The organism is Halodurantibacterium flavum, from assembly GCF_042681825.1.
GTDB classification, from domain to species: domain Bacteria; phylum Pseudomonadota; class Alphaproteobacteria; order Rhodobacterales; family Rhodobacteraceae; genus Halodurantibacterium; species Halodurantibacterium flavum.
The window spans coordinates 1-22,288 of sequence record NZ_JBHUGH010000031.1 but is presented as its reverse complement, the minus strand read 5'-3'; the positions used below and the strand labels follow the sequence as shown (position 1 = coordinate 22,288).

Below are 22,288 nucleotides of genomic sequence, written 5' to 3'. Positions count from 1 at the left end.
CATGATCCGCGGATATCATCAGGGCCCGCGGCCAACCGGCCGCACTACGAGGCCGGACATATGCAAGCACCCAACCGGATTCGACGCGCTTTGAGGAAAGACTTGACGAAGGGGGTGTCCACATATGTTTCGCGCTTGTAAAGGCGGGCTTGCCCGCCGACGGAAATCAGTCGGGCGCCGCCATTGCCTGACCGGAGCGTTTGTGGGCCGATCGCCCTCTCGGAAGGCCAAGGCGCGGTCCTCTGCTGATGACAGGATGCAGCCTATGCGCATGACAGGAATTGGAACGGCCCGATCACGGCCCCGACCGGCTATGCACTTGAAGCCATGAAGCGGCTGACGTCCTCGGGAGCGATTTGCACCCGGATCTCTGCCCGAACGGCATCCAGCCCGTGAGTTGCGAGATCTTCGTTGAAGTCCCCCATCATGGGCGAGAGCGTGATGGCCTCGATCCCCACCTCGTGCGCTCGGTCCACCAGGCTGTCACGAGCGCTGTCACCTGCCGGATCGTTGTCGCGGACGATATAGAGCCTGCGCAGGTGCGGTGGGAACAGGATGGCAGCGAGATGTCCGGCCGAGAGTGCGGAAACCATCGGCATGGTGGGCAGAGCCTGACGCAGCGACAGGATGGTTTCGATGCCTTCCCCTGCTGCCATGACATCCAGCGCATCACCGAAACGAACCGCATGTCCGAGCAGGTCTCCCATTGCCTTCCTCGGCGGATCGACAGGTGCCTTGCCGGAACCGTCCGGGGCCAGCCATGTGCGGTGTGCGCCGGTGATCCTGCCATCGAGGTCGGTGACGGCGGCGATCATCGCGGGCCATGTTTCGGTCGGGCCATCGTCCTCGGGCCGCCAGTAGCAGCTGGGGTGGAAGCGCAGATTTGCGGTCTGGCGTAAATCCGTAATGCCGCGTCCGCGTAAATACCCTTCTGCGGTACTGCCGATCAGCGGCTGCGTCATGCGCCAGAGGCGGCGTGCTGCCTCGGATGATCCCGATGGTGCTGGCGTTCGGGACTGACGAGATGGCGGCTGCGGTTCAGGATGCGGCAGGCTGAGGAAGCGCCGAGCTTCTTCGGCAACGTCTGCGAAGTCGATCAGACCGAGCGAGTCCCGGATCACGTCTAGCAGATCGCCATATTCCCCCGTGGCCGAGTCCTGCCATTTACCGGCAATGCCTTTCACGCTGTCGTGCAGCCGGACGAACATGGAGCGGCCAGCGGTGTTTCGGACATCGCCAACCTGCCAGTAATTGCCCTGTTTGCGACCATTTGACAGATAGTGACGGCACACCGCCTCGGCCTGTCGGCCGAGACGCTGCGCCAGTTCGGAAGCGTTGAGACGCGCCATTATGCGGCCTCCCGCTCACCGATGCGTTCAACAGGGAAGCGGTCAAGTAGTTTGCCGGTGATCTCCGGTCCCGTTGCATCGACGGGCACGAAGAAGCGCAGTTTCCACGAGATGATCTCGCTGAAGAGGCCATAGGCCCGCAGCCGGTCGCGCATTGCGTCAGTAAAGCGGGTCAGTTCGATCCGGTTGGCGCCCATGACCCGGACGCGGCGCAGTTGCAGCCCTTCGGCGAGATCAAGGATCGTGCGACCTTCGATCAGCGCGGCATAGGCGGCATCCGGTGTCAGGCTGCTGGTGACGCCACTGGTCGAGGCATTGACAGCCCATGCCGGCGATACCCGGCGACCGATGATGCGTTCGCCCTCGTCGGTCTGGAGGCGATAGACGCGGGAGGAGTCCTGCGGCAGGCGTTTCCAGATCGGCAGAAGCAACCCTGTCACCATATGCAGGATGCTGTCGGTGAACTCCGGCACCTCGGCCAGTTCCGCCTTCCAGGCCACGGTAAAGGCGGCGCGGTCGGCCTCAAGCCAATGGGTCTCGCCCATCGCCCGCACCGGAATGTTCATCGCCTCCATGGGCCGGATCAGCCGCACGCGCCGTTCGATCTCACCATCATCTAGCATGACGCTGGTGGTCGGGATCTGCACGGCGGCACGACCGGATCGCTCGTTGATGAGCAATCTTGCGCGTGGATCATCCAGTTCCGCCAGGGCTGCTTCGAGCGTGACCGGCTGATTGCGCTTGCGCTCGGTGAGCGTCAGGAGCAGGGTTTCAGCGCCGGTGCCCGGATGGGTGTGGATCACCTGCCGGTCCGTGGCGATGAAGCTTTCGGCCTTCAGCGTTTCCAGCCCCATGTCATAGGTGCCGGATGCAATCGCCCCGTCGATCCGCGCCTGCAGAAGCTGCTCGAAGGCTGCGAACAGGATGCCCTGCAATTCGATGGTCAGCGCCAGCAGACGGTTGAGGAAGGTGGTGATCGGCGGCAGTTCATCCTTGATGCCGGTCGAATCCATCAGCTTCAGGCCGGTGGCGGATTCAAACCTTTCGAGCGAGCATCCCTCGACCTTGCCCCGCACGATCAGCAGATAGAGCTGGCGCAGTGCATCGCGGGCATAGGCGGATTCCAGATTGTCCTCGGGACGGAACAGCCCCTGACCGCCGGTCTGACGCTGACCACGCGTGATTGCCCCCAGCGTATCGAGCCGCCGCGCGATAGTGCTGAGAAACCGCTTCTCCGCTTTCACGTCTGTTGCAATCGGTCGGAACAGCGGCGGCTGCGCCTGATTGGTACGGTTGGTGCGGCCCAGCCCCTGAATGGCGGCATCGGCCTTCCAGCCCGGTTCCAGCAGATAGTGCACGCGCAACCGCTGGTTTTTCGCCGAGAGTTCGGCGTGATAGCTGCGCCCCGTGCCACCGGCATCAGAGAAGACCAGAATGCGCTTCTGGTCATCCATGAAGGCTGACGTCTCGGCAAGGTTGGCAGAAGGCGCACGGTTCTCGACCGCAAGACGTGCCGATGCCCCGTCACCCTTGCGCACGATCCGGCGTGAACGGCCTGTGACCTCCGCCACCATACCCGTGCCAAAGCGCTGCACAATCTGGTCGAGCGCACCGGGGACAGGCGGAAGCGAACCGAGTTGCTCCAGCATTTCGTCGCGCCGCGCCACGGCTTCACGGCATTCCACCGGCTGACCATCGCGGAAGACGGGGCGTGACGACAGGTTGCCCTCGCCATCGCTGAACGGCTCATAGAGCTGCACCGGGAAGGAATGTTGCAAATACGAGCCGACGTACTCCCTGGGCGTGACATCGACGGAAATATCGTTCCATTCCTCGGTCGGGATTTCGGACAGCCGGCGTTCCATCAGGGCTTCGCCGGTCGAGACGATTTGGATGACGGCGGCATGGCCCGCCTCCAGATCGGCATCGATGGACCGGATCAGGGTCGGGGTTTTCATGGAGGTCAGCAGATGGCCGAAGAAGCGCTGCTTGGTGCTTTCAAATGCCGAACGGGCGGCCGATTTCGCCTGCCGGTTCAGCGTTCCTTCGCTGCCGGTGATGTTGGCGGCTTCCATGGCCGCGTCCAGGTTCCCATGAATGACAGCGAAGGCGGCAGCATATGAATCGTAGATGTGCCGCTGTTCGTCGGTGAGCTGATGCTCGATCAGTTCATATTCGACGCCATCGTAAGAGAGCGAGCGGGCGGTATAGAGGCCGAGAGATCGCAGATCGCGGGCCAGCACTTCCATGGCCGCAACGCCACCGGCCTCAATCGCCTCAACGAACTCGGCGCGGGTGGCAAACGGAAAGTCCTCCCCGCCCCAGAGGCCAAGGCGCTGCGCATAGGCGAGATTGTGGACTGTGGTGGCGCCGGTCGCCGAGACATAAACCACGCGGGCGTCGGGCAGCGCGTGCTGGAGCCGCAGGCCCGCACGTCCCTGCTGCGAGGCGGCGACATCACCGCGTTCGCCTTTTCCGCCACCGGCATTCTGCATGGAATGGCTCTCGTCGAATATAATGGCTCCATCGAAATCGGACCCCAACCATTCGACGATCTGCTTGACGCGCGAAACCTTCTCGCCCCGGTCGTCGAAGCGCAGCGTGGCATAGGTGGTAAAAAGGATGCCTTCCGACAGCGTGATCGGCTTGCCTTGCGGGAAGCGTGACAGCGGCGTGACAAGCAGCCGCTCCATGCCGAGCGCCGTCCAGTCGCGTTGCGCGTCCTCGATCAGCTTGTCGGATTTGGAGATCCAGATTGCCTTGCGGCGTCCGCGCAGCCAGTTGTCGAGAATGATGGCGGCCGATTGGCGGCCCTTGCCAGCACCGGTTCCGTCACCGAGCATGAAGCCCCGGCGGAAGCGGATCGATCCGGCACCATCCTCGGGTGCGGCGTTCACGTTGTCGAAATGCTCGTCCACGGTCCATGCGCCAGAGAGATGATCGGCATGGGCTTCACCGGCATAGATCACCGTCTCAAGTTGGGCGTCGGACAGACGCGCGCAGATGTCGGCGGGCAGCATGGGCCGGTAGGAAGGCTTGGGCGGTGCGACCGAAGCCATGGCGGCGGATTGCACCAGCTTGGTCGGATGCGGCTGTGCGCCAGGGATGCCCAGCGATTGCAGCGCATATTCCTCATAGATCGCGTCGGACAGGCGAGCACCTTCCGGTGGCGTCCAGTCCACGGTCTCATAGGCGAGTTCGACGCCATCAGGATCATTGGCCGGAGCAGCGACAGATCGCGTAGCCGCCGAGCGAGCGAGATAGCCCCGCACGGTCTTCGGCGCGGTGGCCGAAGCGGAAACCACGATCTTCGGCAATGACACTGGCATGCGCGGCGGAACCTGCGCCTCGATCCAGCCGATCAGCGTGGCAACATCAGGCGCGATCCCCGGTGAGGCCGGAAAACTGGTCGGGTCGTCGGCGGGCAGCTTGTCGATCACGGTCAGTCGCGTGTCGATCGTGGTGCCGTGCTTTGCATAGACCGCGCCATCGACGGCGGCGCTAAACACCACACGGCCGCGCGCCTGCAAGCGGATGAAAGCCTCCCGCCATGCCGGAGCTTCGGGGCCAAAGCCAGCGCCGGTGATCGTCACCAGCCGGCCGCCAGGAGCAAGGCGGGCCAGCGCCGAGGCAACATGGCGATAGGCCGCATCAGCGACACGCCCGTTGACATTGGCCATGACCGAGAATGGCGGGTTCATCAGCACTACGGACGGGACGGCATCTGGAGCCAGATGATCGTCGATCTGGGCGGCGTCGAACCGGGTGACGGCAAAGGCCGGAAAGAGCTGAGCAAGAAGATCGGCGCGGGTCTCGGCGAGTTCGTTGAGGATCAGCGAACTGCCGACGGTCTGCGCCAGGATCGCCAGAAGCCCGGTGCCCGCCGATGGCTCCAGCACCTTGTCATCAGGCGAAATCGCAGCGGCCGTCAGGGCGGCAAGGCCCAGCGGAACCGGCGTCGAAAACTGCTGGAAGGTCTGGCTTTCCTCGGAACGCCGGGTCTGCGTGGGCAACAGCCCCGCGACCTTTGCCAGCACGGAAATCCGTGCAGCCGGAGACGCGGCTTTACGGAAAAGCGCCTTTCCGTATTTGCGCAGGAAGAGAACTGTGGCGACCTCGCACGCCTCATAAGCCATCTTCCAGTCCCAGACGCCGGTAGCATCGGACGCGCCGAAGGCCGTTTCCGTCGCGCCGCGCAAGGTGGCGGCATCGATGCGCTGACCGCGTTCGAGATAGGGGAGCAGAAGGTTGGCCGCAGCCAGGATCGCGGGCGCAGCCGCCAGCGGCGTGACCGGATCGGCCACGGGGAAAACCATGTTCATGTCGGAAACCTCAGGAGAGCGGGAAGGGCAAGCCCAGGCAGCGCTCTCTCTCGACCGCCCGGACTCAACCCCTTCCGGCCCGCCTCTGACTCTCAATGCGCAGCATGAAAAAAGCGCCCCGACCGGACGGCGGGGCGCTTGTCAGTGTCTTCCCGGGATCATCCGAAGCAGCGACCGGCTTCGGTAAAGGTGTATTCATTGGCGGCGATGGTTTCATCGACCATTTCGTCCGAGGACAGATAATCATATTCGCGTTCAAGCTGGCGGTAGAGCCATCGAGCCAGATCGCGCAGCGCCTCGATGATCGTCTCCTCGGCATCCTCAGTCATGTCCTGCCAGGTCGGGCTGTCGCGCTCGACCGAGATCGACATGCAGTATTCGTGATAATAATGGCCGCGATGACTGGCATCGGCGCGAAGCTGATAGAAGTTGCGGCGCTGGATCGCCTGAAGGGCATCGGCGATGCGATGTAGTTCGGTGTGCTGCGGGGCGTGCTCCCGGATATGGCGCGGCGCCTGTTTGCGGTAGGAATAGAAGGATTCGAAGCAGGCACCGTCCCCTTGTGACCAGAAGCCCCGGAACCAGATGCAGGGGTCTTGCCGTGTGCCGCCGCCCGCCAACCGGACGGTGCGGGTCTTGAGGTTCAGCCCGAGGATTTCCGCGATGCGCTGGAAATCCTCATAGACGGCATCGTACCAGTCATAGTCGAAGCCGCCCTCACGATACCAGGCACGGGCCTTGTCCTTCGCCGCATCGGACAATTCGCCCAAGCGATAGACGGTGGTTTCGATGATCTCAGGCATAGGGATCTCTCGCTTCGAGAACCGAGGAAAGCCAACCATTGGTGTCGATCCAGTCCACCGTCTCGCCGGTGGCGAGATCGAGGACATGCGCGCCGCCACCAAATCCGTCGATTCGCGGTTTTGAGCAGCTGTTTGCGTATTGAAGGCCCCATAGGCCCGTCAGGCGGAACTCGGTAGCGCAGCGTTTGACGAACTGGATGACATGCTCGGGATCGCCGGTGACATCATCGCGCATCCAGAGTTGCGTGCCGCCATGTTCTGGCTGGATGGAGAGCAGAAAGCCGTCCGAAGGCGGGTCTTCGGCGGCATTGTCATCCGCCAGAGCGTTGTAGAGCTCAAGCGCGCGGGCGGCGTTTTCGGGGGTGCCTACGTCGAGAAGGCAGGAAAAATGCGTGTAATAGTCGGCCATGACGATCTCCGGACATGACATGGCCCGGCGTATGGCCAAGCCGAATGGGATGGAATGGTTGAAGTTCAGGCGGCCTGCGGCAGGCGGAGCAGATCAGCCGCGGCATCGCGCCAGAAGGGATCGACCAGCCGGGTTTCCAGCGCAGCGGCACGGTAACGCAGCCGTCTCGCATCAACGGGGTCTGAGGCCCGGAATGCCATACCGCGCAACCGGCTGGCCTCGGTCACGATCCTGCGTGCCTCGGCATCGGATGCGACCGGCTGTTGCCAGAGGATAATGCCGACGCGGATTTCGCCGGCGAGGACCAGACGCTGATCTTGGTCCTGAATGAGCATGATGCGCGGCTGAAAATACGGGAGGCTGTCCGGCCCCGTGCAAATATCACCGCGCGCCACGCGCAAGGCTGCGGCCTGGATGGCCTCTTCCGGTGACGGGCATTCCCCAAGCGGGATCACACGGTCAAAGCTGTTTGCCGCATCACTGGCGTCATAGCTTGCCACGCCGAGGCACGAGATGCGCAGCGGCAGTTTTTGCGACCGATAAACCGCGGGCAGCACATCGGCAGCCAGAATCTGGCCGATGGAACGAAAGGTTTCGCAACGGGCAAAGGTCATCGGGATCACTCCATGACGGGCGCCGGTGAGCCTCTCTCTCCGACCCTCAACCCGTCACGGCCGAACGGCCCGCACTCTTCCTCTCTGACCGGGCTTGTTCCCGGTTCCGCTGCCGGCGATGGGCGACCATCGCAAGGCTGAAGGCCCGAAGCGCGGGCTGCCGCGCTCGGGCCGTCGGGGGTGAGGCGCTTTCGCGCCTTACTCCCACGGGTCCAGCTCCAGCTTCACCATGTCGTCGTCGCCGTCGAACTCGGCGGCGGGGCAAGCGGCGTGGGTGCCGTCTCCGGCCTGGAACACAACGATCGAAACCATCAGCGTGGCGGCAAGGCTGGCGGCGAAGGCGGTGGCATCTGCATAGGACATGGGTTCCGGCTCCTGTCTTTGGAGGCGGGGGACCATCCCCCGCGCGACAGGCGCCCGAAGTGTCTGACCGGATCTGCAATCACCCGAGGGCGTTCGGACTTTTTCCGAATCCCCGAGGGCGGCACGCACGCGTAAGCCGACCCCTTTGGGGTTGAATGTCAAAGAGACGGATCGGACCAAGGTTTGCGAATGGAAGCGGGGGTGGTTTTTCGCATCTGACAGGATGCCGGATACCCGTCGCAGATGCTCTGCCGCGCCAGCCTTGCCATCATGCTGGCATCAGGATCGTGTTCCCATCGGGCCACAGATGGCTGCCGCTTGTCCTGATGGGGACGGCGGATTGCATGGTGAAGCCGGATTGGCTCCGTCCGCTGCAGACCTCCCATCCTCACGGCCCGACACCCTGCGATCGGGACTTCAGCTCCAAAGCCCATCGGCAATTTCTCGGGCGATCATCGCGCGCGCCTTCATTATCAAATCATCGCCCGAGGTATCGATATGACCGAAGAAACGGGCACGAGCACCATGAGCGGCCCACTCGGCGTAGCGGCAATACTCACGGGCATCGAGCCGGAACACCCGCATGTCTTCGGCCCAATGGGGCTTTGGTTCCACGACGACGGTGATGCCGTCGCGGGTTTCCTCCCAGGGCAGCGTGCGCTCCATCGGACGGTTTTCCCGATCCTGGGCAAAGATTTCGTCAATGTCGATGCTGGCAGACATGGAAAGTCTCCAAAGAAAAAGCCCGATCACAAGGACCGGGCGAGTTGCGGAAACGGAGGGTGATAAACGGGGCGACCGAAGCCGCCCCGCATGAGTGCTATTCAGCAGCGACCATATGCTGTTCTTCCTCATCGTCAGCCGGGTCGTCCTCGCCATCGCCGGAGAGGAAATCGGGCAGATCGTCGGCTTCAGCCGCAGCGCCCGATACCTGATCAAGTTCGATACCGTCATCCACCATGCGCAGCGGCTCGGGCAGCCAGCCGGTATCCGCAAGCAGCCGTTCGGCTTCCTTGGCCATGTCGCCCTTCTTGAGGTGCCCGATCAGATCGGCAGCCCGGTCTCCGGCCCCTTCGCGCACGGCTTCGAGGATACGCGGCTTGGTCACGCGACCGAGATAATTGCCAACCGTCGGCTGCCAGCCCACGGCCACCATGTCGAGGCCGGTCGAGCGGGCCAGCCGGTCAGCCTGCGACAGGCGGATGTCCAGCCCGTGCTGGCTGACGCCCGTGCCGCTGTAAGGGTTGGGCTTTTCATAGAGCGCGTTGACACCGAAGCTGACGCAATGGGCGAGCAACTCCATGCGCGAACCATCATCCAGATCGCTCAGCCAATCCCAGAGGGCGGCATCGTCTGCCGGGACATGATCGCCCCAGCGTTCGTGCCGATCTGAAATGGATTTGGCCGAGGCGCTGTCGCGCAGATCCTCCGCTTGTGCGGGCAGATGAACCTCCCGGACCTGTGCTTCGAGGCAACCCTTGCCGGAATGCGGCATGAAGCAATCCATGACCAGCCGGTGGAGCAGTGCCGTCATGGCGACTTGCGGGTTCACGGCCACCGCATCCCGCAGCGCCAGCGTGCGATGCGCGGTCAACTCGCTCACCAGACGATCCGGCAGCGGCTTGATGGTGTCTGCCTCGTCTTCCTCCTCCGTTTCGACCGGCTGGCCGCCCAGCGTGATAACCGCACGCATGTGGCTTGCCTCCGGTTCTGCCCGCTGGATTACCTCGCCGGTTTCCGGGTCAACGATCTCAGCCTCCGGTTCCGCAGGCGTTTCGTCCTCGGCGCGAACATAGCCGCGTTCGATCAGCAATGCGCCATCGGCGTCGATGCTGATGAAGACACCCGCCATGCCGATCTGTTCCGGGTCGAAGGTCATCGGACGGCGCTCGAAGGCTTCCAGCGCCTGTTCGATCTCACCCAGGCGGGCGTCGATCTCGTCAGGCAATTCGTCAGCCTCGCCATATTCTGCTTCAAGCCGGTCATATTCGTCGCGCAATGCCTCGCGGGTAGCGCGTTCCTCGTCACTCAGATCGACCGTGGCACCGACAATCTGGCGAAGGCCATGATCGTGACCATAAGGAAACGTGATGGCGACCTCGATCCACTTCCAGCCCTCGGCGGCGATGGCTTCGGCCTCGGTCTTCAGCTTTTCGCCCACGAGCCGGTCGAGCAGCACCGGATCTTGAAGCCAGCCACCATCGTCCTGCTGGAAGAGATCGCGCAGCACGCAACCGCCAGCTTCCTCATAGGCGGCAATTCCGACAAACACTGCCCGCTTGTCGACGGCGCGGACCGTGGTTTCGGTCAGCAGGCGCCGGATGTGGTAGGGTTCTTTCTGCCAGCCATCCTTGATCGCGTCCCAGACCTGCTCCTGCCGGGCATGGTCAGAACTGACGCTGAAGGCCATGAGTTGCTCCAGCGTCATGCCGTCCTCGGCATAGATGTCGAGCAATGTCGGTGAGACCGAAACCAGACGCAGGCGCTGCTTCACCACCTTGGCATCCACGAAGAAGGCGGCCGCAATCGCCTCTTCGGTCATGCCCTTCTCGCGCATGGCCTGGAAGGCGCGAAACTGATCGAGCGGATGCAGCGGTGCACGCTCGATATTTTCGGCGAGCGAAACCTCATCGATCAGCACATCGGCGTTGGCCTCCGACACGACGCAGGGGACCGGCGCGACCTTGGCGAGGCGCTTCTGCTTGACCAGCAGTTCCAGCGCCCGGAAGCGGCGACCGCCGGCGGGCACCTCGAACATGCCGGTTTCCTTGCCTTCGGCATCCACCACCGGGCGAACATGCAGGGACTGGATCAGGCCGCGACGGGCGATGGACTCGGCCAGCTCCTCGACCGAGATCCCGGCCTTGACGCGCCGGACGTTGGACTGGCTGAGAACCAGCTTGTTGAAGGGAATGTCGCGCGAGGACGACAAGGTGATTTTCTGAACGGCAGTGGCCATGTCAGTTACTCCATGACGGACGCCGGTGAGCCTCTCTCTCCGGCTATCAGCCCGTCACGAAGCGAAGCGCCGCACTCTTCCTCTGAAGAGAGCGACGCCAGCCGCAGAACCTGAAACCCGGAAATCAGGCACTCCGGTTTTCTGTATCGGCGGATGTACGGGAAAAGCTTCCGCCAACGCGGCAGAGCAGACGCTCGGCGGCGCGGATGCTGCCGGTTTCGCGGGCGGCCTCGGCCCAGACCGAGATCGGGAAATCGCCGGTGAACAGCAGATCGCGCTCGATGCCCATGCCGAAGGGCAGCCGGACTGACCGCATCTCGCTCAGGCTCCACGAACCCAGTTCGGGATAGCCGAGATCGGCCAGGCCGAACATGATGTCGCCATCGTCATCCAGTTCGGTGGCGAGCCAGACGCCTTCACCGAGGGGGTTGAAGAACTTCACGACCGGGATGTGATCCTGATCGCGCTGGCGACCATTCGCCAGCAGACGGTCGCGCTGTGTGCCGGTCGGAAGGATCATGCCGCAACCCTCCGGTCGGTTACGCTGGCATCCGGCTCCACGGTGTCCTCGGTCGGCAGATGCGACAGCAGCCAGTCCGCCGCCTTGCTGGCCTGCGAGGCCGCGCGGACAATGGCGCGGGAATCCTCGCGCATGACCTCCAGCCACGACCCAATGTAATCAGCATGGCGGACGGTCGGCACGATCCCGAGCGCGGCGCAGCTGAAAGCCGCGGTCTGTTCGGCAATCATTTCCTCGAAGGCGTATTTCTTCGAGCCGAACGAGCCGGTCAGATCGCGGTTGAGACGGCTGTGATGGCCGCTGGCGTGCCCCAACTCGTGGAGGGCCGTCCTGTGCCAGTTGATCGGCTCGAAATAGGCTTGCGGAGGCGGCACCTGCACATAGTCGAGGGACGGCATATAGAAGGTGCGATTGCCGCCGATACGAAAATCGATGCCGGTGGCCCGGATCAGCGCCTCGACCCGAGGTTCGATCAGCCCCGGCGGCGGTGGCGGCGCGACTGCCGTGATGTCATCAGGCAGGCCCTCGCATTGCGCGGCGTTAAAGACCGTGAACCGCTTCAGGAACGGGATGGCATGCGCATCCTCACCCGTTTCGCGGGCACGGCGTTTTTCGTCCTCGGGGGTGAAACGGTCGGCATAAACGACAGTAGTGCCACGTTCGCCCTTCCTGACATTACCGCCAAGTGAAAGCGCCTGGCGGAAAGTCAGCCAAGACTGACCGGGAAAGCCGTGCTGGATGACAGCCCCCCAGAGGATGAGAATATTGACGCCCGAATAGGACCGGCCGGTTGAAGCATTTCTCGGCAGGCCCAGCGGGGCGGTATCGGGCGACGCACCCCAGGGCTGGACCCAGGGGAGCCAACCTTGCTCCAACTCGGCGATGATCTTGTTGGTGATGTCGTCGTAAAGGTTGCTGCGTCCGCCACCTTCCGCGGGGCTGCGATCGTGTCTGGCCATCGGGATGATCTCCGCGACGGGCGCCGGAAGCCTCTCCTCCAGCCCTTAACCCGTCACGGAAAATCCGTCCGCACTCTCACTCTGAAGGGGGCGTTGCGGGGATCTCCCCGCAGAAGGGGTAGGCAGAGACCAAGGCTCGGCCGCAGGGGAAGGCTTCCCCCTATCCGGACTTCCTTGAAAACTGTCAGAAACTTGCGTATATTTCCGACAGGAGAAAGACGATGACACGGCTGACCGAACAAATTCTGGCCCATGCGACGGGACTGCCCGAAGGCGTCCCCGTGTCCGCCAAGGGCCTGCTCCACCTTGGAAACCGGGCGGCCGTGGATCAGGCATTGTCGCGTCTGTCTGAGCGCGGGCAGCTCATCCGCGCCGGTCGTGGCGTCTATCTGCGCCCCATCACCAGTCGGTTTGGCACGCGCGCACCGTCGGTCGAGCAGGCTGTCGAGGCCCTCGCGACCCAAAAGGGGGAGATCATCGTCTCGAACGGCGCCGCCGCGGCGAACGCGCTTGGCTTGACGACGCAGGTGCCCGTCCGCTCGGTCTATCTGACTTCCGGACGCAGCCGAAAGATGCACCTCGGCAAGCAGGTCGTCGAATTGCGGCACGCGCCGCGCTGGCAACTGGCCCTGGCCAACCGCCCCGCAGGGGAGGCCGTGCGGGCGCTGGCTTGGCTCGGCCCCGAAAGGGCGGAGGCCGCGCTCACGACATTGAAACGGAAGATGCCGCCCGGCGTGTTCGGCGAACTGGTCGCCGCCGCGCCGCAGTTTCCGACATGGCTCGCACAGAGCGTCGGAAAGGCGGCCTATGGCTGACGTCTTTCTTCAGCTTTCGGCCGGGGATCGGCGTGATGCACTGGGCGTCGCTGCCGACCGTTCGGGTCGCCCCACCCATCTTCTCGAAAAGGATGTGTGGGTGGTGTGGGCGCTGGCGACCCTCTACGCGGCACCGCTCGGCGAGCATCTGGTGTTCAAGGGCGGCACGTCGCTGTCGAAAGCCTATCAGGTCATTCGCCGGTTTTCGGAGGATGTGGATCTGACCTACGACATTCGGGCGATTGCGCCCGATCTGGTTGGGGACAATGGCGAGGGTCTGCCGAAGACACGAAGCGAGGAAAAGCGCTGGTCCAGCGAGGTCCGTCGGCGGTTACCGGCATGGGTCGCGGAAACCGTGCAGCCTGTGATCGAGACCGCACTGGCCGCCGAAGGTCTGGCGGCGGCCGTCCGCGTCGAGGATGAGAAGCTCCGCGATGCGCTTCAGGTGGCAGAGCCCCATCGGGAAGACATGGCCGTATTCGTAGAGCACCGCCCGCAGCGCGTTCACCAACTCCGTACGCTGGTGGACAAGCCGCTCACGGCCGCGGAACAGCACCGTCTTGGCCTGCTGATCCACCGTCTTCGGGGCCACGAACCGCATCTCGGGCTGCCGCGCAGCGATCACGATCGCCTCGGCGTCGGCCGCATCGTTCTTCTGCCGCTTCACGAAGGGCCGCACATACTGCGGCGCAATCAGCCGGGCTTCGTGACCGAGCGCTTCCATCTCCCGGGCCCAGTAGCTTGCGCTGCCACAGGCCTCGAACACCACCAGAGCGGCGGGCTGTGCCGCCATGAAGACCCGGAACTGCTCGCGCGTCAGCTTCTTGCGGAACTTCACCGCCCCCGTCATCGCCGCCCCGTGGAGCTGGAAAACACGCTTTGCCAGATCCACCCCGATCATTGTATCTTTCATCTCGCCGTCCTCTCCGCTTGCGTGGATTTCAACACCACGACCTTGGCACATTGCGATGCCGTCTGGGGAGGGCGGCAACCATCCCATCTTCATCGACTATGAGGCGACCGCAGCCGGGTCCGGCTATGTGGCTCCAAGCGTCATGCTGGAGTTCGGCGCGCGCTCGACGGGCGAACCCGCGAGCTTGCGCGACGTCGTCTGCGACGCGGCCGGCCTGATCGAGGGGCTGCTCTTCCCGACGGCGCGGCCGCGCGTCATGCACGCGGAGCGGACGTTCTGGGAGAAGGCGACCGCCATCCACGTCTTCTGCCTCCAGGAGCGGCTGCGCGGCGACCGCTTCGCGCGACATTGGCACGATGTTGTCCGACTGGACGAAGCCGGCTTCGCGGAAGCCGCTTTTGCCGATCGCGACCTGGCCAACGCTGTCGCTCGGCACAAGTCGATGTTCTTCGCAGAGAAGGCCGCCGACCGCACGCCGATCGACTATGCAGCGGCTGTCAGCGGCGGCTTGCAACTCGTGCCGGTCGGCGATGGCGCGAAGGCGTTGGAGGATGACTATGCCCGCATGGTTGAGGATGGACTGCTCTTCGACGACGAGGAGCCGTTCGAAGCGCTCATGGCGCAGTGCGCTGATATAGCCGCGCGCGCGAACAGAGCAGCCAAGTAAGAAACTGGGAGGACCGGGGGTATATGAGCGAAGTCGAAGAAGAGCGAAAATTCCAGTTTCTGCGGGACGGCGATGCCGAGCCATCTGAACTGGACTGGAACAAGGGGATCGAGAGCGCCCGCAAGGCGATTTCCGAGGCCATGAACGCCAAGAACATCGCATTTCTGCTCGGCGCCGGATGTTCTTCCCTGATGAAGGACAAAAAGGAACTCGGCATTGCGACCATGGCGCCGCTGGCCAAGGAGTTTTGCGGCGAAACCATCGAGGCACGCGCGGCGGGATTCTACAGCGATCCGCCAACAGCCGGCGCTGTACCGGCACCGTGGCGGCTGACCAAAGACGAACTCGACTATCTCGACGCGCTCGGGGTCGACCTGGCGAAGGATTACAGCCGTAACCTGGAACGCTTGATGGAGGTGCTGTTCGCGCAACGGTTCGTGCTGCGCCAGAGCGAGAATCCCGATCTTCACCCCTATCGCGCTGTTCTCGACGGCATCATCAAGAAGGTCCAGGACTTCCTATGGACCCGTGTCACCCAAGGGGCCTTCGCCACAGAGGGCGACACGACCGTGCGCGACCTCTACGAGCGTTTCTACAAGAAACTGGTCCTACGCGATCGGTCCTTGCCCCGGCCCTGGGTGTTCACGACCAACTACGATCATTTCAGCGAATTGGCGATGGATCGCCTGGGCATTCCCTATGCCAACGGTTTTTCTGGCGTCGTAGAACGCCGCTTCAACCCGGCGATCTTCCGCTATGCTCTGGCCGAGCAGCTCGACGTCGCCAGCCGCAAATGGACCGCCGTCGACGCCTTCGTCTATCTCTGCAAATTGCATGGTTCGGTCACTTGGACCGAGGACGATCATGGCCTGTTCCCGATCAAGGAGGTCTGGCCGCCGGAATCCTCAAACCAGATGCTGATCTATCCGACGCCGGCGAAGCAGAACTCTTCGCTCGGCTCGCCCTACGCAGACCTGTTCCGGGAATTTCAGTCCCGGATCGTGCGCGAGCAGAGCGTTCTCATCACGGCCGGCTACGCCTTCGGCGACGAGCACCTGAACAACATCATCTATCAGGCTCTGACGATCCCGACCTTCCGCTTGGTGATCTTTGCGGCGCCCGACACGGAGGGAGAGATCGCCAAGCTGCGGGCGCTGCGCGATCCGCGCATTTGGATCATTGGAGGCAATGGCCCTGCCGACGGGACGAGGGCGCACTACTTCGACATGATCGTCGAGCATTTCATGCCCCAGCGCCCCAGCGACAGGATTGATGATGCCGTCCGCAAGGTGTTGTCGGAGCTGGCGCCGAAAAGGGGCGACGAGACGAAGGATGGCGAAGCATGAGCCACGACGATCGCAAGCGGGCGATCGGCAAGGTGGTCTCGGTTGCGGCCGACCGCTTTGTCGTCGAGATGCACGTCGGCACCGATAACTTCACGGTCGTCGGCTTCGACGACGTGCATTATGTGGCGCGACTGGGATCATTCCTGATGATTCCGTCGCAGTCGGAATATGTCGTGGTCGAGGTTGTCGGCCTGCGTGAGCGCGATGCGAGCACGCCTTCCGAGCGGGGCGATTTCGACCGGGCCGGCTCCTCGAAATATCTGGACGTGGTGCCCGTCGGCATGTTGCCGATGCGCGGCGGCGCGTTCCGCTTCGGTGTGTCGGTTTTCCCGTCTCTGTATGCGGACGCACTGTATGCGCTGGATGGCGAGCTCGATCGCATCTTTGAGACCGAGGCCGCCGTCGAGCCGTCAGTCGGCCCGGATGGCGGCGCCTGCCAACCCGAAGGGGCCACGCGCTATCGGGTTCTACCGATCGGCAAGTCGGTGGTGTTCGAGGACTACGACGTCAAAGTTCGTCTGAACGAGTTCTTCGGCGGTCATGTCGCCGTCCTAGGCAATACCGGCAGCGGTAAATCCTGCACGGTCGCCTCGGTCTTGCAGTCCCTTTTTTGCAAGCCGAAGGAGCATCACGCCCGCGGCGCGACCTTCATCGTCTTCGACGTCAACGGCGAGTATCACGCCGCTCTGAGCGCTTCCGCGAAGGAGGGAGCGATCGGAGTCGAGCGTGTCGTCCTCGACGGTACGGCAGCGGGCTTCCGCTTGCCGCACTGGTTTCTGGAACTGGCGGAATGGGAGCTGTTGCTGCAAGCCAGCGAGCGCACCCAGGTGCCCATCCTGCGCATGGCGCTCGGGCTCTCGACCTTGTTCTCAAATGCGGGGGCCGCAGAACTCAACAGCGTCCGCAATCACATCCTCGCCAAGTGCATCACCCAGATCATGCGCGACGACTCATCGAGCCCGTCCAAGCATGATCGGATCATTGGCATCCTCCAGCGCTTCAGCACGAACGAGATCAACGCGGCAAAAATCCGGCCATATATTGCGATCAACTTTGGCCAAATGGCCAACCCTGCGGATCTGGATGCTTATCTGGTTGGCCCGAACGGTTTCGAGTTGGAGGATTTGAAGCTTCCAGCCTATCAAAACCTGCCATTCGACTTTGCGGCACTCGGCGATGCGATAGACCTCGCCATCCTGTATGCGGAGGCGCACGGTAATCGGCAAATCCGAGACTACTGCTCCCAAATGGTGACGCGCTTCCAGGCACTGGAAGATCGCCCTGAGTATGACTTCCTCCGGCATGAGGCGGGCGGCGCGGCCGCCGACAATGGAGAGCTGGAGTTTCTCACTCGGCTGGTCGGCCTGACCGGCAAGGGAACCGGCCACACCAAGGCCAATCAGATCATCATCATCGACATGAATGACGTCGAGGACGAGGTGGTCGAACTGGTCAGCGCCGTGATCGCGCGGATGCTGTTTCGCCTGCTCCGGCGCGCCGATCCGCGCAATCGCTTTCCGATCCATCTTCTGCTGGAAGAAGCGCACCGCTACATCTCGGCGACGCCATCCCGCTATGCAGTGGACGCGACCAAGATATTCGAGCGCATCGCCAAGGAAGGACGCAAATACGGCATGTTCGTGCTCTTGGCATCACAACGCCCGAGTGAGCTGTCCAAGACGGTTCTCAGCCAGTGCTCCAATTTCCTGGTTCACCGCATCCAGAACCCCGACGATCTTTCTCAGATTCGGCAGATGACGCCGTTCATCTCAGATTCGGTCCTGAAACGGTTACCGTCATTGCCTCGGCAGCACGCGCTGGTGTTCGGAACCTCGGTCAATCTCCCGACGACATTCAAGGTGCGGGAGGCATCACCGCGGCCGCGCAGCGACGATACCGCCGTGGTCGATTTGTGGTTCCACGAAGAAGGTCGAGCCGCCGGCATTCGACTCGCTCCGGTCGATACCGCTGGAGGGGAGCCGATGGCAGTAAACGAAGCGTCAGACGATGACATCTTCTGACCATCTGGAGACCCTGGCGCAGACGCTGGAGGCCACGGGAGACTACCGCGTCGTCCGGCGTCTCAAGCCGCGCCCTCGCATCGTTCCTCCGCTAGGCACGCCGCTGCGCCTTGGCCTGGTGGTCGATGTGGAGACCACGGGGCTCGACCATCAGTGCGACGAGATCATCGAACTCGCCATGACACCATTCAACTATGGCTTGGATGGCACCATTTTCAGCGTGGGTGACAGCTTCCAAGGGCTGCGTCAGCCGAGCGAGCCTATCGCCCCGGAAATCACCGCGATCACGGGCATCACCAACGAGATGGTGGCCGGCCAGATTATTGATCCCGCAGCGGTAGCCACATTCGCAGCGCCGGCTTCGCTCGTCATCGCGCACAACGCGGCATTCGACCGCCGCTTCCTTGAACGATTCAGCGACGTGTTCTCGACGAAGCCGTGGGCATGCTCGCTCAGCCAGATCGATTGGGCAGCGGAGGGGTTCGAGGGCACGAAACTCGCCTATCTCGCTCAGGCCGCCGGCTTCTTCTACGACCGCCACCGCGCGATGTACGACTGTCTTGCTACGGTCGAATTGCTGGCAATGTGGCTGCCCCGATCTGGCGCTACAGGTCTCAGCCGTCTCCTGGACGGCGCTCGTGCCGTTTCTTGGCGAATCTGGGCGGAGAACGCACCCTTTGACCTCAAGAATGTCCTCAAAGCCCGGGGATACCGCTGGAACGGCGATCCCGGCCCGCAGCCGCGCGCATGGTATATTGACGTTCCCGAGGCTCAGCTCGAGGCCGAGCTACGGTTCTTGAGAACGGAAATCTATCGGTATGAGGTCGATCCCCCGGTTCGGCGGATCGATGCCTATGATCGGTTTTCAGACCGGATCTGAGTACCGTCGAAGGCCGGGCTATTGCATGCCCTCCGGCGCTTGCCGACACTTCTTGGCAAGCGTAACGCAGACGAACCTGTCCCGTTTCGTCATGTCGGCGCGCTTTTCCACTATGTGGTGCCTAGCGGTTATGGTTCTTGCAGCTGGCATCCTGCAACGCGTGGTTCTGGAGGCGGAAGCGGATTTCCTTCGAGATCCTCGCCTTGCCGGTCACCGTCTTGAATGTCCGGCGCAGGTCCTTGCCTCAAATTTAGCAAGGAAGACGTCCACGAAACATCGGGCCATTCACCTTCCAGCCTCACGGAGCGACACAGCAATATCGCTGATCGAGCGAAACAGGACCAGTCCATCATCTCTGGCAGGCTCAAATCCTCGGCGCTGCCAGAATTCGGCAGCCTCCCCGTCGACGGCGTTGACCATCAATGCCCGCCCACCGATCAGCGATGCGGCCTGAACACAGCGTTGGAGGGCCTGCTTCACAAGGCCAGTTCCGATGCCCAACCCGGCCGAGCCGATATCGGTCGCGAGCTGGCCAAGCAGCATGCAGGGAATTGGATTAGGCGGCTGCCCCGTCCGGATGGAGCGCGGTAGCACCGATGGCACAACGGCTGTTGGTGCAAGGCCGTAATATCCCACCACACGCCCTGCCTCATGCACGACGAGAACGGCGGTAAAACCCTTCTGCTGATTGGAGAGCGCGCGGGTTTTCAGCCAGTGGTCGAGCGTCGGCTTGCCACAGGAAAACTGAGAAACATCGTGGGCAGCGGAAAGCGGCTCGGGTCCTGAAAGCAGCAAGGGATTACCGCTTCGCCGCGTAGCCGGGCTCCCACGGCGCAGGCCGCTTCAGCACTTCAACCATCTCCGGAACAGGAGCGGCCGGGCGCGACAGCACATCCATGAACTGGGCAAAGCCTTCCGGGCTCATCCGTATCAGGCCCTGCTCCATGACGACCTCCTCGGCCGCGCGCACAGCGGCGTCGCGCACGAAATCGGTGCGCGAACGGCCGCGCAGGCTGGCGGCACGATCGATCATGGCAACATCGGCCTCGGGCAGACGCATTGAGATCGGATATTCCTTGCGTTCGGCAGTGTTGGCCATGGCGATTCTCCTTGGTCGGAAGATGGCATCTTGTATCTCTAAATACAATACGATAAGGTCACATCCACTAGCAAGAGCTTCCGACGGGGTAGTATCGAGGCGAAAGATGACGGCGACAGCGATCGATTCCGACAGGTCATTTCACTATGCCACGGCTCGCCAGACTACGCCGCCGTACGCCATGACGCGCGTCGGCATACTGATCGCCGCCAAATATTCGCCCGTAAATTCCATTGCTTATGCCGAGCATGGGACAAATGCTGTCAGTTATGACCTTGCGAGCCCCACAAAACACAGCAAAGATGGCAGGAGCCGAGCGCGAAGCCCTGCTCGAATTTTTGCTGCTGGACGAGCCGGAGTTGACGTTTACGCCGCGCGGCAATCCCGACCCTCGCCTTCTGCGTCTGGTCGGCCTCCTGGCAAAGCAGGCGGCACGAGAATGCTTTGCAGAGGAAGTGACGTTGTCCAGGCAAAGGAGGAAGCGTACTTCCTGATGCGGATGGGAGCCATGCTTTGAAAGTCGCGATCTACGCCCGTTATTCTTCCGACAATCAACGCGACGCATCCATCGCCGACCAACTTCGCATGTGCCGCCTCCACGCCGAAAAGCAAGGCTGGCACGTCGTCGAAGAATATACCGACCACGCAATCTCTGGCGCTTCGCTGATCCGTCCGGGTATCCAGGCTCTGATGACCGACGCCATGGCCGGTCGTTTCGACATGATCCTCTCAGAGGCAATGGATCGCCTCTCGCGTGATCAGGAAGACATCGCCGGAATCTTCAAACGCATGTCCTATGCGGATGTGAAGATGTTCACCCTGTCGGAGGGCGAGGTCAGCCATCTGCATGTCGGCCTCAAGGGCACAATGAATGCCCTCTTTCTCAAGGATCTTGCCGACAAGACCCGCCGCGGCCAGCGCGGCCGTGTCGAGGCTGGCAAATCGGGTGGCGGCAATTCCTATGGTTACGATGTGGTCAAGAAGCTGGACGCCAATGGCGAACCCATTCGCGGCGACCGCACCATCAATGAAAACCAGGCCGCCGTCGTTCGCCGCATCTTCCACGACTACGCCGCCGGCAAGTCGGCCAAGACCATCGCCTTTGCACTGAACAAGGACGGCATTCCGTCCCCTTCGGGCGGCGACTGGGGTTTCAGCACGATCAACGGTAACCCGAAGCGTGGCAACGGCATCCTCAATAATGAGATGTATGTCGGCAAGATCGTCTGGAACCGGCAGCGCTTCGTAAAGGACCCGAACACCGGAAAGCGGCAGGCGCGCCCCAACCCGGAATCGGAATGGGTCATCCAGGAGACGCCAGAGCTCCGGATACTCGACGACGATCTCTGGAATGCCGTGAAGGCACGGCAGGAGAAGAACAAGCTCACCCGCGACGACAACGGAAGCACGGATGTCCGCACCGTCAATCATCGGCGGCGCCCCAAATACCTCTTCTCGGGCCTCACCAAATGTTCATGCTGTGGTGGCGGGTACTCCGCGATCTCGGCAACGCTGATCGGATGCTCTACAGCTCGAAACAAGGGCACCTGCGACAACCGCGTCAATATCCGCCGCGACGAGTTGGAATCGCGCGTGCTGAATGCGCTGCGCACCAGACTCGTGGACCCTGAGCTGTTTGCCCATTTCTGCGAGGTGTTCACGCAAGAGATGAACCGCCTACGACTGGAAGGCCGCGTCGGTATTGCCTCAGCGGAAGCCGAGATCGCGAAGATTGATCGGGAACTCGAAACCCTTCTCAACCTGATCCTTAAAGGCGGCGCTGCCGACGCTCTCAATGCGAAGATGGTGAGCTTGGAAAAGCGGAAGAAGGAACTGGGACTGTTCCTGGCCGAAGCTGACGAGCCGCCGCCCCTGCTGCACCCGAGCATGGCGCTGCAATACCGCAAGCGCATCCAGCAGCTCTACGAGTCGCTTCAGGATGAAGAAGAGGGCAAGCGGGTAGAGGCAGCGGACACCATTCGCTCGTTGGTAGATCAGATCGTGCTGACACCTGTTGAGGGCAAGGTGGAGATCGACGTTCAAGGCGATCTTGCTGGAATCCTTACGATTTCCACGCAAACAAAAAACCCCGCCGGAGAGCGGGGTGGATCGCAAGTAAAGATGGTTGCGGGGGTAGGATTTGAACCTACGACCTTCAGGTTATGAGCCTGACGAGCTACCGGGCTGCTCCACCCCGCGTTGGTATTGTTTGTTGTTTTTTTTGTGAGAGAGATGTTCTGTTTCTTTCT

The 22,288-nt window shown here is 62.5% G+C and carries 19 protein-coding genes, 1 tRNA gene and 3 pseudogenes; 8 read left to right on the top strand and 15 right to left on the bottom strand.

Features of this window, described 5'->3' with window-relative positions; all coding sequences use genetic code 11:
• Positions 1 to 311: 311 nt before the first annotated feature.
• The 10 genes from ACFSGJ_RS17690 to ACFSGJ_RS17645 all read right to left on the bottom strand — a co-directional run bounded on the left by ACFSGJ_RS17690 (position 312) and on the right by ACFSGJ_RS17645 (position 12,298).
• Complete coding sequence (locus ACFSGJ_RS17690; RefSeq protein ID WP_390264909.1) at positions 312 to 1,349, bottom strand: DUF7146 domain-containing protein; 1,038 nt, start codon at positions 1,347 to 1,349, stop codon at positions 312 to 314.
• A complete protein-coding gene (locus tag ACFSGJ_RS17685) occupies positions 1,349 to 5,671 on the bottom strand; it encodes a strawberry notch-like NTP hydrolase domain-containing protein (protein ID WP_390264907.1) in 4,323 nt (1,440 codons plus the stop codon). Before ACFSGJ_RS17685 ends, ACFSGJ_RS17690 begins: the two co-directional genes overlap by 1 nt.
• Before the next feature lie 158 nt (positions 5,672 to 5,829).
• Positions 5,830 to 6,474, bottom strand: coding sequence for an antitoxin of toxin-antitoxin stability system (locus ACFSGJ_RS17680; protein WP_390264904.1), 645 nt, complete (start codon positions 6,472 to 6,474; stop codon positions 5,830 to 5,832).
• Complete coding sequence (locus ACFSGJ_RS17675; protein ID WP_390264902.1) at positions 6,467 to 6,883, bottom strand: hypothetical protein; 417 nt, start codon at positions 6,881 to 6,883, stop codon at positions 6,467 to 6,469. The genes ACFSGJ_RS17680 and ACFSGJ_RS17675 overlap by 8 nt, the downstream gene beginning before the upstream one ends.
• A gap of 65 nt (positions 6,884 to 6,948) precedes the next feature.
• On the bottom strand, positions 6,949 to 7,497 hold the full coding sequence (locus ACFSGJ_RS17670) for a hypothetical protein (protein WP_390264899.1): 549 nt from the start codon (positions 7,495 to 7,497) through the stop codon (positions 6,949 to 6,951).
• 198 nt (positions 7,498 to 7,695) lie between these two features.
• Entirely contained in the window at positions 7,696 to 7,860 is a 165-nt protein-coding gene (locus tag ACFSGJ_RS17665; RefSeq protein ID WP_009450567.1) for a hypothetical protein, read from the bottom strand.
• Between the two features lie 417 nt (positions 7,861 to 8,277).
• Complete coding sequence (locus ACFSGJ_RS17660; protein WP_390264896.1) at positions 8,278 to 8,583, bottom strand: hypothetical protein; 306 nt, start codon at positions 8,581 to 8,583, stop codon at positions 8,278 to 8,280.
• 97 nt (positions 8,584 to 8,680) lie between these two features.
• Positions 8,681 to 10,819 carry a ParB/RepB/Spo0J family partition protein gene (locus ACFSGJ_RS17655; protein WP_390264893.1) on the bottom strand — a complete coding sequence of 713 codons (2,139 nt, stop codon included), beginning with the start codon at positions 10,817 to 10,819 and terminating at the stop codon, positions 8,681 to 8,683.
• Positions 10,820 to 10,943: 124 nt separating this feature from the next.
• Positions 10,944 to 11,339 carry a DUF2958 domain-containing protein gene (locus ACFSGJ_RS17650; protein ID WP_390264891.1) on the bottom strand — a complete coding sequence of 132 codons (396 nt, stop codon included), beginning with the start codon at positions 11,337 to 11,339 and terminating at the stop codon, positions 10,944 to 10,946.
• Positions 11,336 to 12,298, bottom strand: a complete 963-nt coding sequence (locus ACFSGJ_RS17645; RefSeq protein ID WP_390264888.1) for an ArdC family protein — start codon at positions 12,296 to 12,298, stop codon at positions 11,336 to 11,338. Before ACFSGJ_RS17645 ends, ACFSGJ_RS17650 begins: the two co-directional genes overlap by 4 nt.
• Before the next feature lie 221 nt (positions 12,299 to 12,519).
• Between ACFSGJ_RS17645 and ACFSGJ_RS17640 the strand changes: the two genes are divergently transcribed.
• Together ACFSGJ_RS17640 and ACFSGJ_RS17635 are read left to right on the top strand one after the other, a co-directional pair.
• A complete protein-coding gene (locus ACFSGJ_RS17640) occupies positions 12,520 to 13,113 on the top strand; it encodes a DUF6088 family protein (RefSeq protein WP_066478941.1) in 594 nt (197 codons plus the stop codon).
• Positions 13,106 to 13,492: pseudogene (locus tag ACFSGJ_RS17635) on the top strand (nucleotidyl transferase AbiEii/AbiGii toxin family protein); the annotation flags it as partial. The gene ACFSGJ_RS17640 and the pseudogene ACFSGJ_RS17635, both read left to right, overlap by 8 nt.
• 42 nt (positions 13,493 to 13,534) lie before the next feature.
• Here ACFSGJ_RS17635 and ACFSGJ_RS17630 read toward each other — a convergent pair.
• Positions 13,535 to 14,026, bottom strand: a pseudogene (locus tag ACFSGJ_RS17630) (IS110 family transposase); the annotation flags it as partial.
• A gap of 55 nt (positions 14,027 to 14,081) precedes the next feature.
• On the opposite strand from ACFSGJ_RS17630, the gene ACFSGJ_RS17625 reads away from it, so the two are divergent.
• The 4 genes from ACFSGJ_RS17625 to ACFSGJ_RS17610 are packed head-to-tail and all read left to right on the top strand — an operon-like array spanning position 14,082 to position 18,940.
• Positions 14,082 to 14,693: a nucleotidyl transferase AbiEii/AbiGii toxin family protein gene (locus tag ACFSGJ_RS17625; RefSeq protein ID WP_465262138.1), complete on the top strand. Its 612-nt coding sequence runs from the start codon at positions 14,082 to 14,084 to the stop codon at positions 14,691 to 14,693.
• Positions 14,694 to 14,716: 23 nt separating this feature from the next.
• On the top strand, positions 14,717 to 16,039 hold the full coding sequence (locus ACFSGJ_RS17620; RefSeq protein WP_390264877.1) for an SIR2 family protein: 1,323 nt from the start codon (positions 14,717 to 14,719) through the stop codon (positions 16,037 to 16,039).
• On the top strand, positions 16,036 to 18,060 hold the full coding sequence (locus ACFSGJ_RS17615) for an ATP-binding protein (protein ID WP_390264874.1): 2,025 nt from the start codon (positions 16,036 to 16,038) through the stop codon (positions 18,058 to 18,060). Before ACFSGJ_RS17620 ends, ACFSGJ_RS17615 begins: the two co-directional genes overlap by 4 nt.
• Positions 18,047 to 18,940 (top strand): 3'-5' exonuclease, encoded by an 894-nt coding sequence (locus tag ACFSGJ_RS17610; RefSeq protein ID WP_390264871.1) that lies wholly within the window; start codon positions 18,047 to 18,049, stop codon positions 18,938 to 18,940. The genes ACFSGJ_RS17615 and ACFSGJ_RS17610 overlap by 14 nt, the downstream gene beginning before the upstream one ends.
• 285 nt (positions 18,941 to 19,225) lie before the next feature.
• Here the strand turns inward: ACFSGJ_RS17610 and ACFSGJ_RS17605 are convergent, their stop codons facing one another.
• Both ACFSGJ_RS17605 and ACFSGJ_RS17600 read right to left on the bottom strand, forming a co-directional pair.
• The gene (locus tag ACFSGJ_RS17605) at positions 19,226 to 19,735 is read right to left on the bottom strand and encodes a GNAT family N-acetyltransferase (RefSeq protein ID WP_390264868.1); all 510 of its coding nucleotides are present in this window, start codon (positions 19,733 to 19,735) and stop codon (positions 19,226 to 19,228) included.
• Between the two features lie 4 nt (positions 19,736 to 19,739).
• Complete coding sequence (locus tag ACFSGJ_RS17600) at positions 19,740 to 20,039, bottom strand: type II toxin-antitoxin system TacA family antitoxin (protein ID WP_024707726.1); 300 nt, start codon at positions 20,037 to 20,039, stop codon at positions 19,740 to 19,742.
• A 257-nt stretch (positions 20,040 to 20,296) separates the two neighbouring features.
• Here ACFSGJ_RS17600 and ACFSGJ_RS17595 point away from each other — a divergent pair, with 257 nt between their 5' ends.
• Both ACFSGJ_RS17595 and ACFSGJ_RS17590 read left to right on the top strand, forming a co-directional pair.
• Positions 20,297 to 20,533: a hypothetical protein gene (locus ACFSGJ_RS17595; protein ID WP_390264864.1), complete on the top strand. Its 237-nt coding sequence runs from the start codon at positions 20,297 to 20,299 to the stop codon at positions 20,531 to 20,533.
• Between the two features lie 19 nt (positions 20,534 to 20,552).
• Positions 20,553 to 21,638: pseudogene (locus ACFSGJ_RS17590) on the top strand (recombinase family protein); the annotation flags it as partial.
• A gap of 108 nt (positions 21,639 to 21,746) precedes the next feature.
• On the opposite strand, the gene ACFSGJ_RS17585 reads toward ACFSGJ_RS17590, so the two are convergent.
• The gene (locus tag ACFSGJ_RS17585) at positions 21,747 to 22,082 is read right to left on the bottom strand and encodes a hypothetical protein (protein WP_390264861.1); all 336 of its coding nucleotides are present in this window, start codon (positions 22,080 to 22,082) and stop codon (positions 21,747 to 21,749) included.
• 79 nt (positions 22,083 to 22,161) lie between these two features.
• Positions 22,162 to 22,238: transfer RNA gene (locus tag ACFSGJ_RS17580), tRNA-Met, on the bottom strand.
• Positions 22,239 to 22,288: the final 50 nt, after the last annotated feature.

Bases quoted from the DNA above. Each gene is read 5' to 3' on its own strand.
- ACFSGJ_RS17690 (WP_390264909.1), bottom strand. From the start codon at position 1,349: ATGGCGCGTCTCAACGCTTCCGAACTGGCGCAGCGTCTCGGCCGACAG.
- ACFSGJ_RS17685 (WP_390264907.1), bottom strand. From the start codon at position 5,671: ATGAACATGGTTTTCCCCGTGGCCGATCCGGTCACGCCGCTGGCGGCT.
- ACFSGJ_RS17680 (WP_390264904.1), bottom strand. From the start codon at position 6,474: ATGCCTGAGATCATCGAAACCACCGTCTATCGCTTGGGCGAATTGTCC.
- ACFSGJ_RS17675 (WP_390264902.1), bottom strand. From the start codon at position 6,883: ATGGCCGACTATTACACGCATTTTTCCTGCCTTCTCGACGTAGGCACC.
- ACFSGJ_RS17670 (WP_390264899.1), bottom strand. From the start codon at position 7,497: ATGACCTTTGCCCGTTGCGAAACCTTTCGTTCCATCGGCCAGATTCTG.
- ACFSGJ_RS17665 (WP_009450567.1), bottom strand. From the start codon at position 7,860: ATGTCCTATGCAGATGCCACCGCCTTCGCCGCCAGCCTTGCCGCCACG.
- ACFSGJ_RS17660 (WP_390264896.1), bottom strand. From the start codon at position 8,583: ATGTCTGCCAGCATCGACATTGACGAAATCTTTGCCCAGGATCGGGAA.
- ACFSGJ_RS17655 (WP_390264893.1), bottom strand. From the start codon at position 10,819: ATGGCCACTGCCGTTCAGAAAATCACCTTGTCGTCCTCGCGCGACATT.
- ACFSGJ_RS17650 (WP_390264891.1), bottom strand. From the start codon at position 11,339: ATGATCCTTCCGACCGGCACACAGCGCGACCGTCTGCTGGCGAATGGT.
- ACFSGJ_RS17645 (WP_390264888.1), bottom strand. From the start codon at position 12,298: ATGGCCAGACACGATCGCAGCCCCGCGGAAGGTGGCGGACGCAGCAAC.
- ACFSGJ_RS17640 (WP_066478941.1), top strand. From the start codon at position 12,520: ATGACACGGCTGACCGAACAAATTCTGGCCCATGCGACGGGACTGCCC.
- ACFSGJ_RS17625 (WP_465262138.1), top strand. From the start codon at position 14,082: ATGCCGTCTGGGGAGGGCGGCAACCATCCCATCTTCATCGACTATGAG.
- ACFSGJ_RS17620 (WP_390264877.1), top strand. From the start codon at position 14,717: ATGAGCGAAGTCGAAGAAGAGCGAAAATTCCAGTTTCTGCGGGACGGC.
- ACFSGJ_RS17615 (WP_390264874.1), top strand. From the start codon at position 16,036: ATGAGCCACGACGATCGCAAGCGGGCGATCGGCAAGGTGGTCTCGGTT.
- ACFSGJ_RS17610 (WP_390264871.1), top strand. From the start codon at position 18,047: ATGACATCTTCTGACCATCTGGAGACCCTGGCGCAGACGCTGGAGGCC.
- ACFSGJ_RS17600 (WP_024707726.1), bottom strand. From the start codon at position 20,039: ATGGCCAACACTGCCGAACGCAAGGAATATCCGATCTCAATGCGTCTG.
- ACFSGJ_RS17595 (WP_390264864.1), top strand. From the start codon at position 20,297: ATGCTGTCAGTTATGACCTTGCGAGCCCCACAAAACACAGCAAAGATG.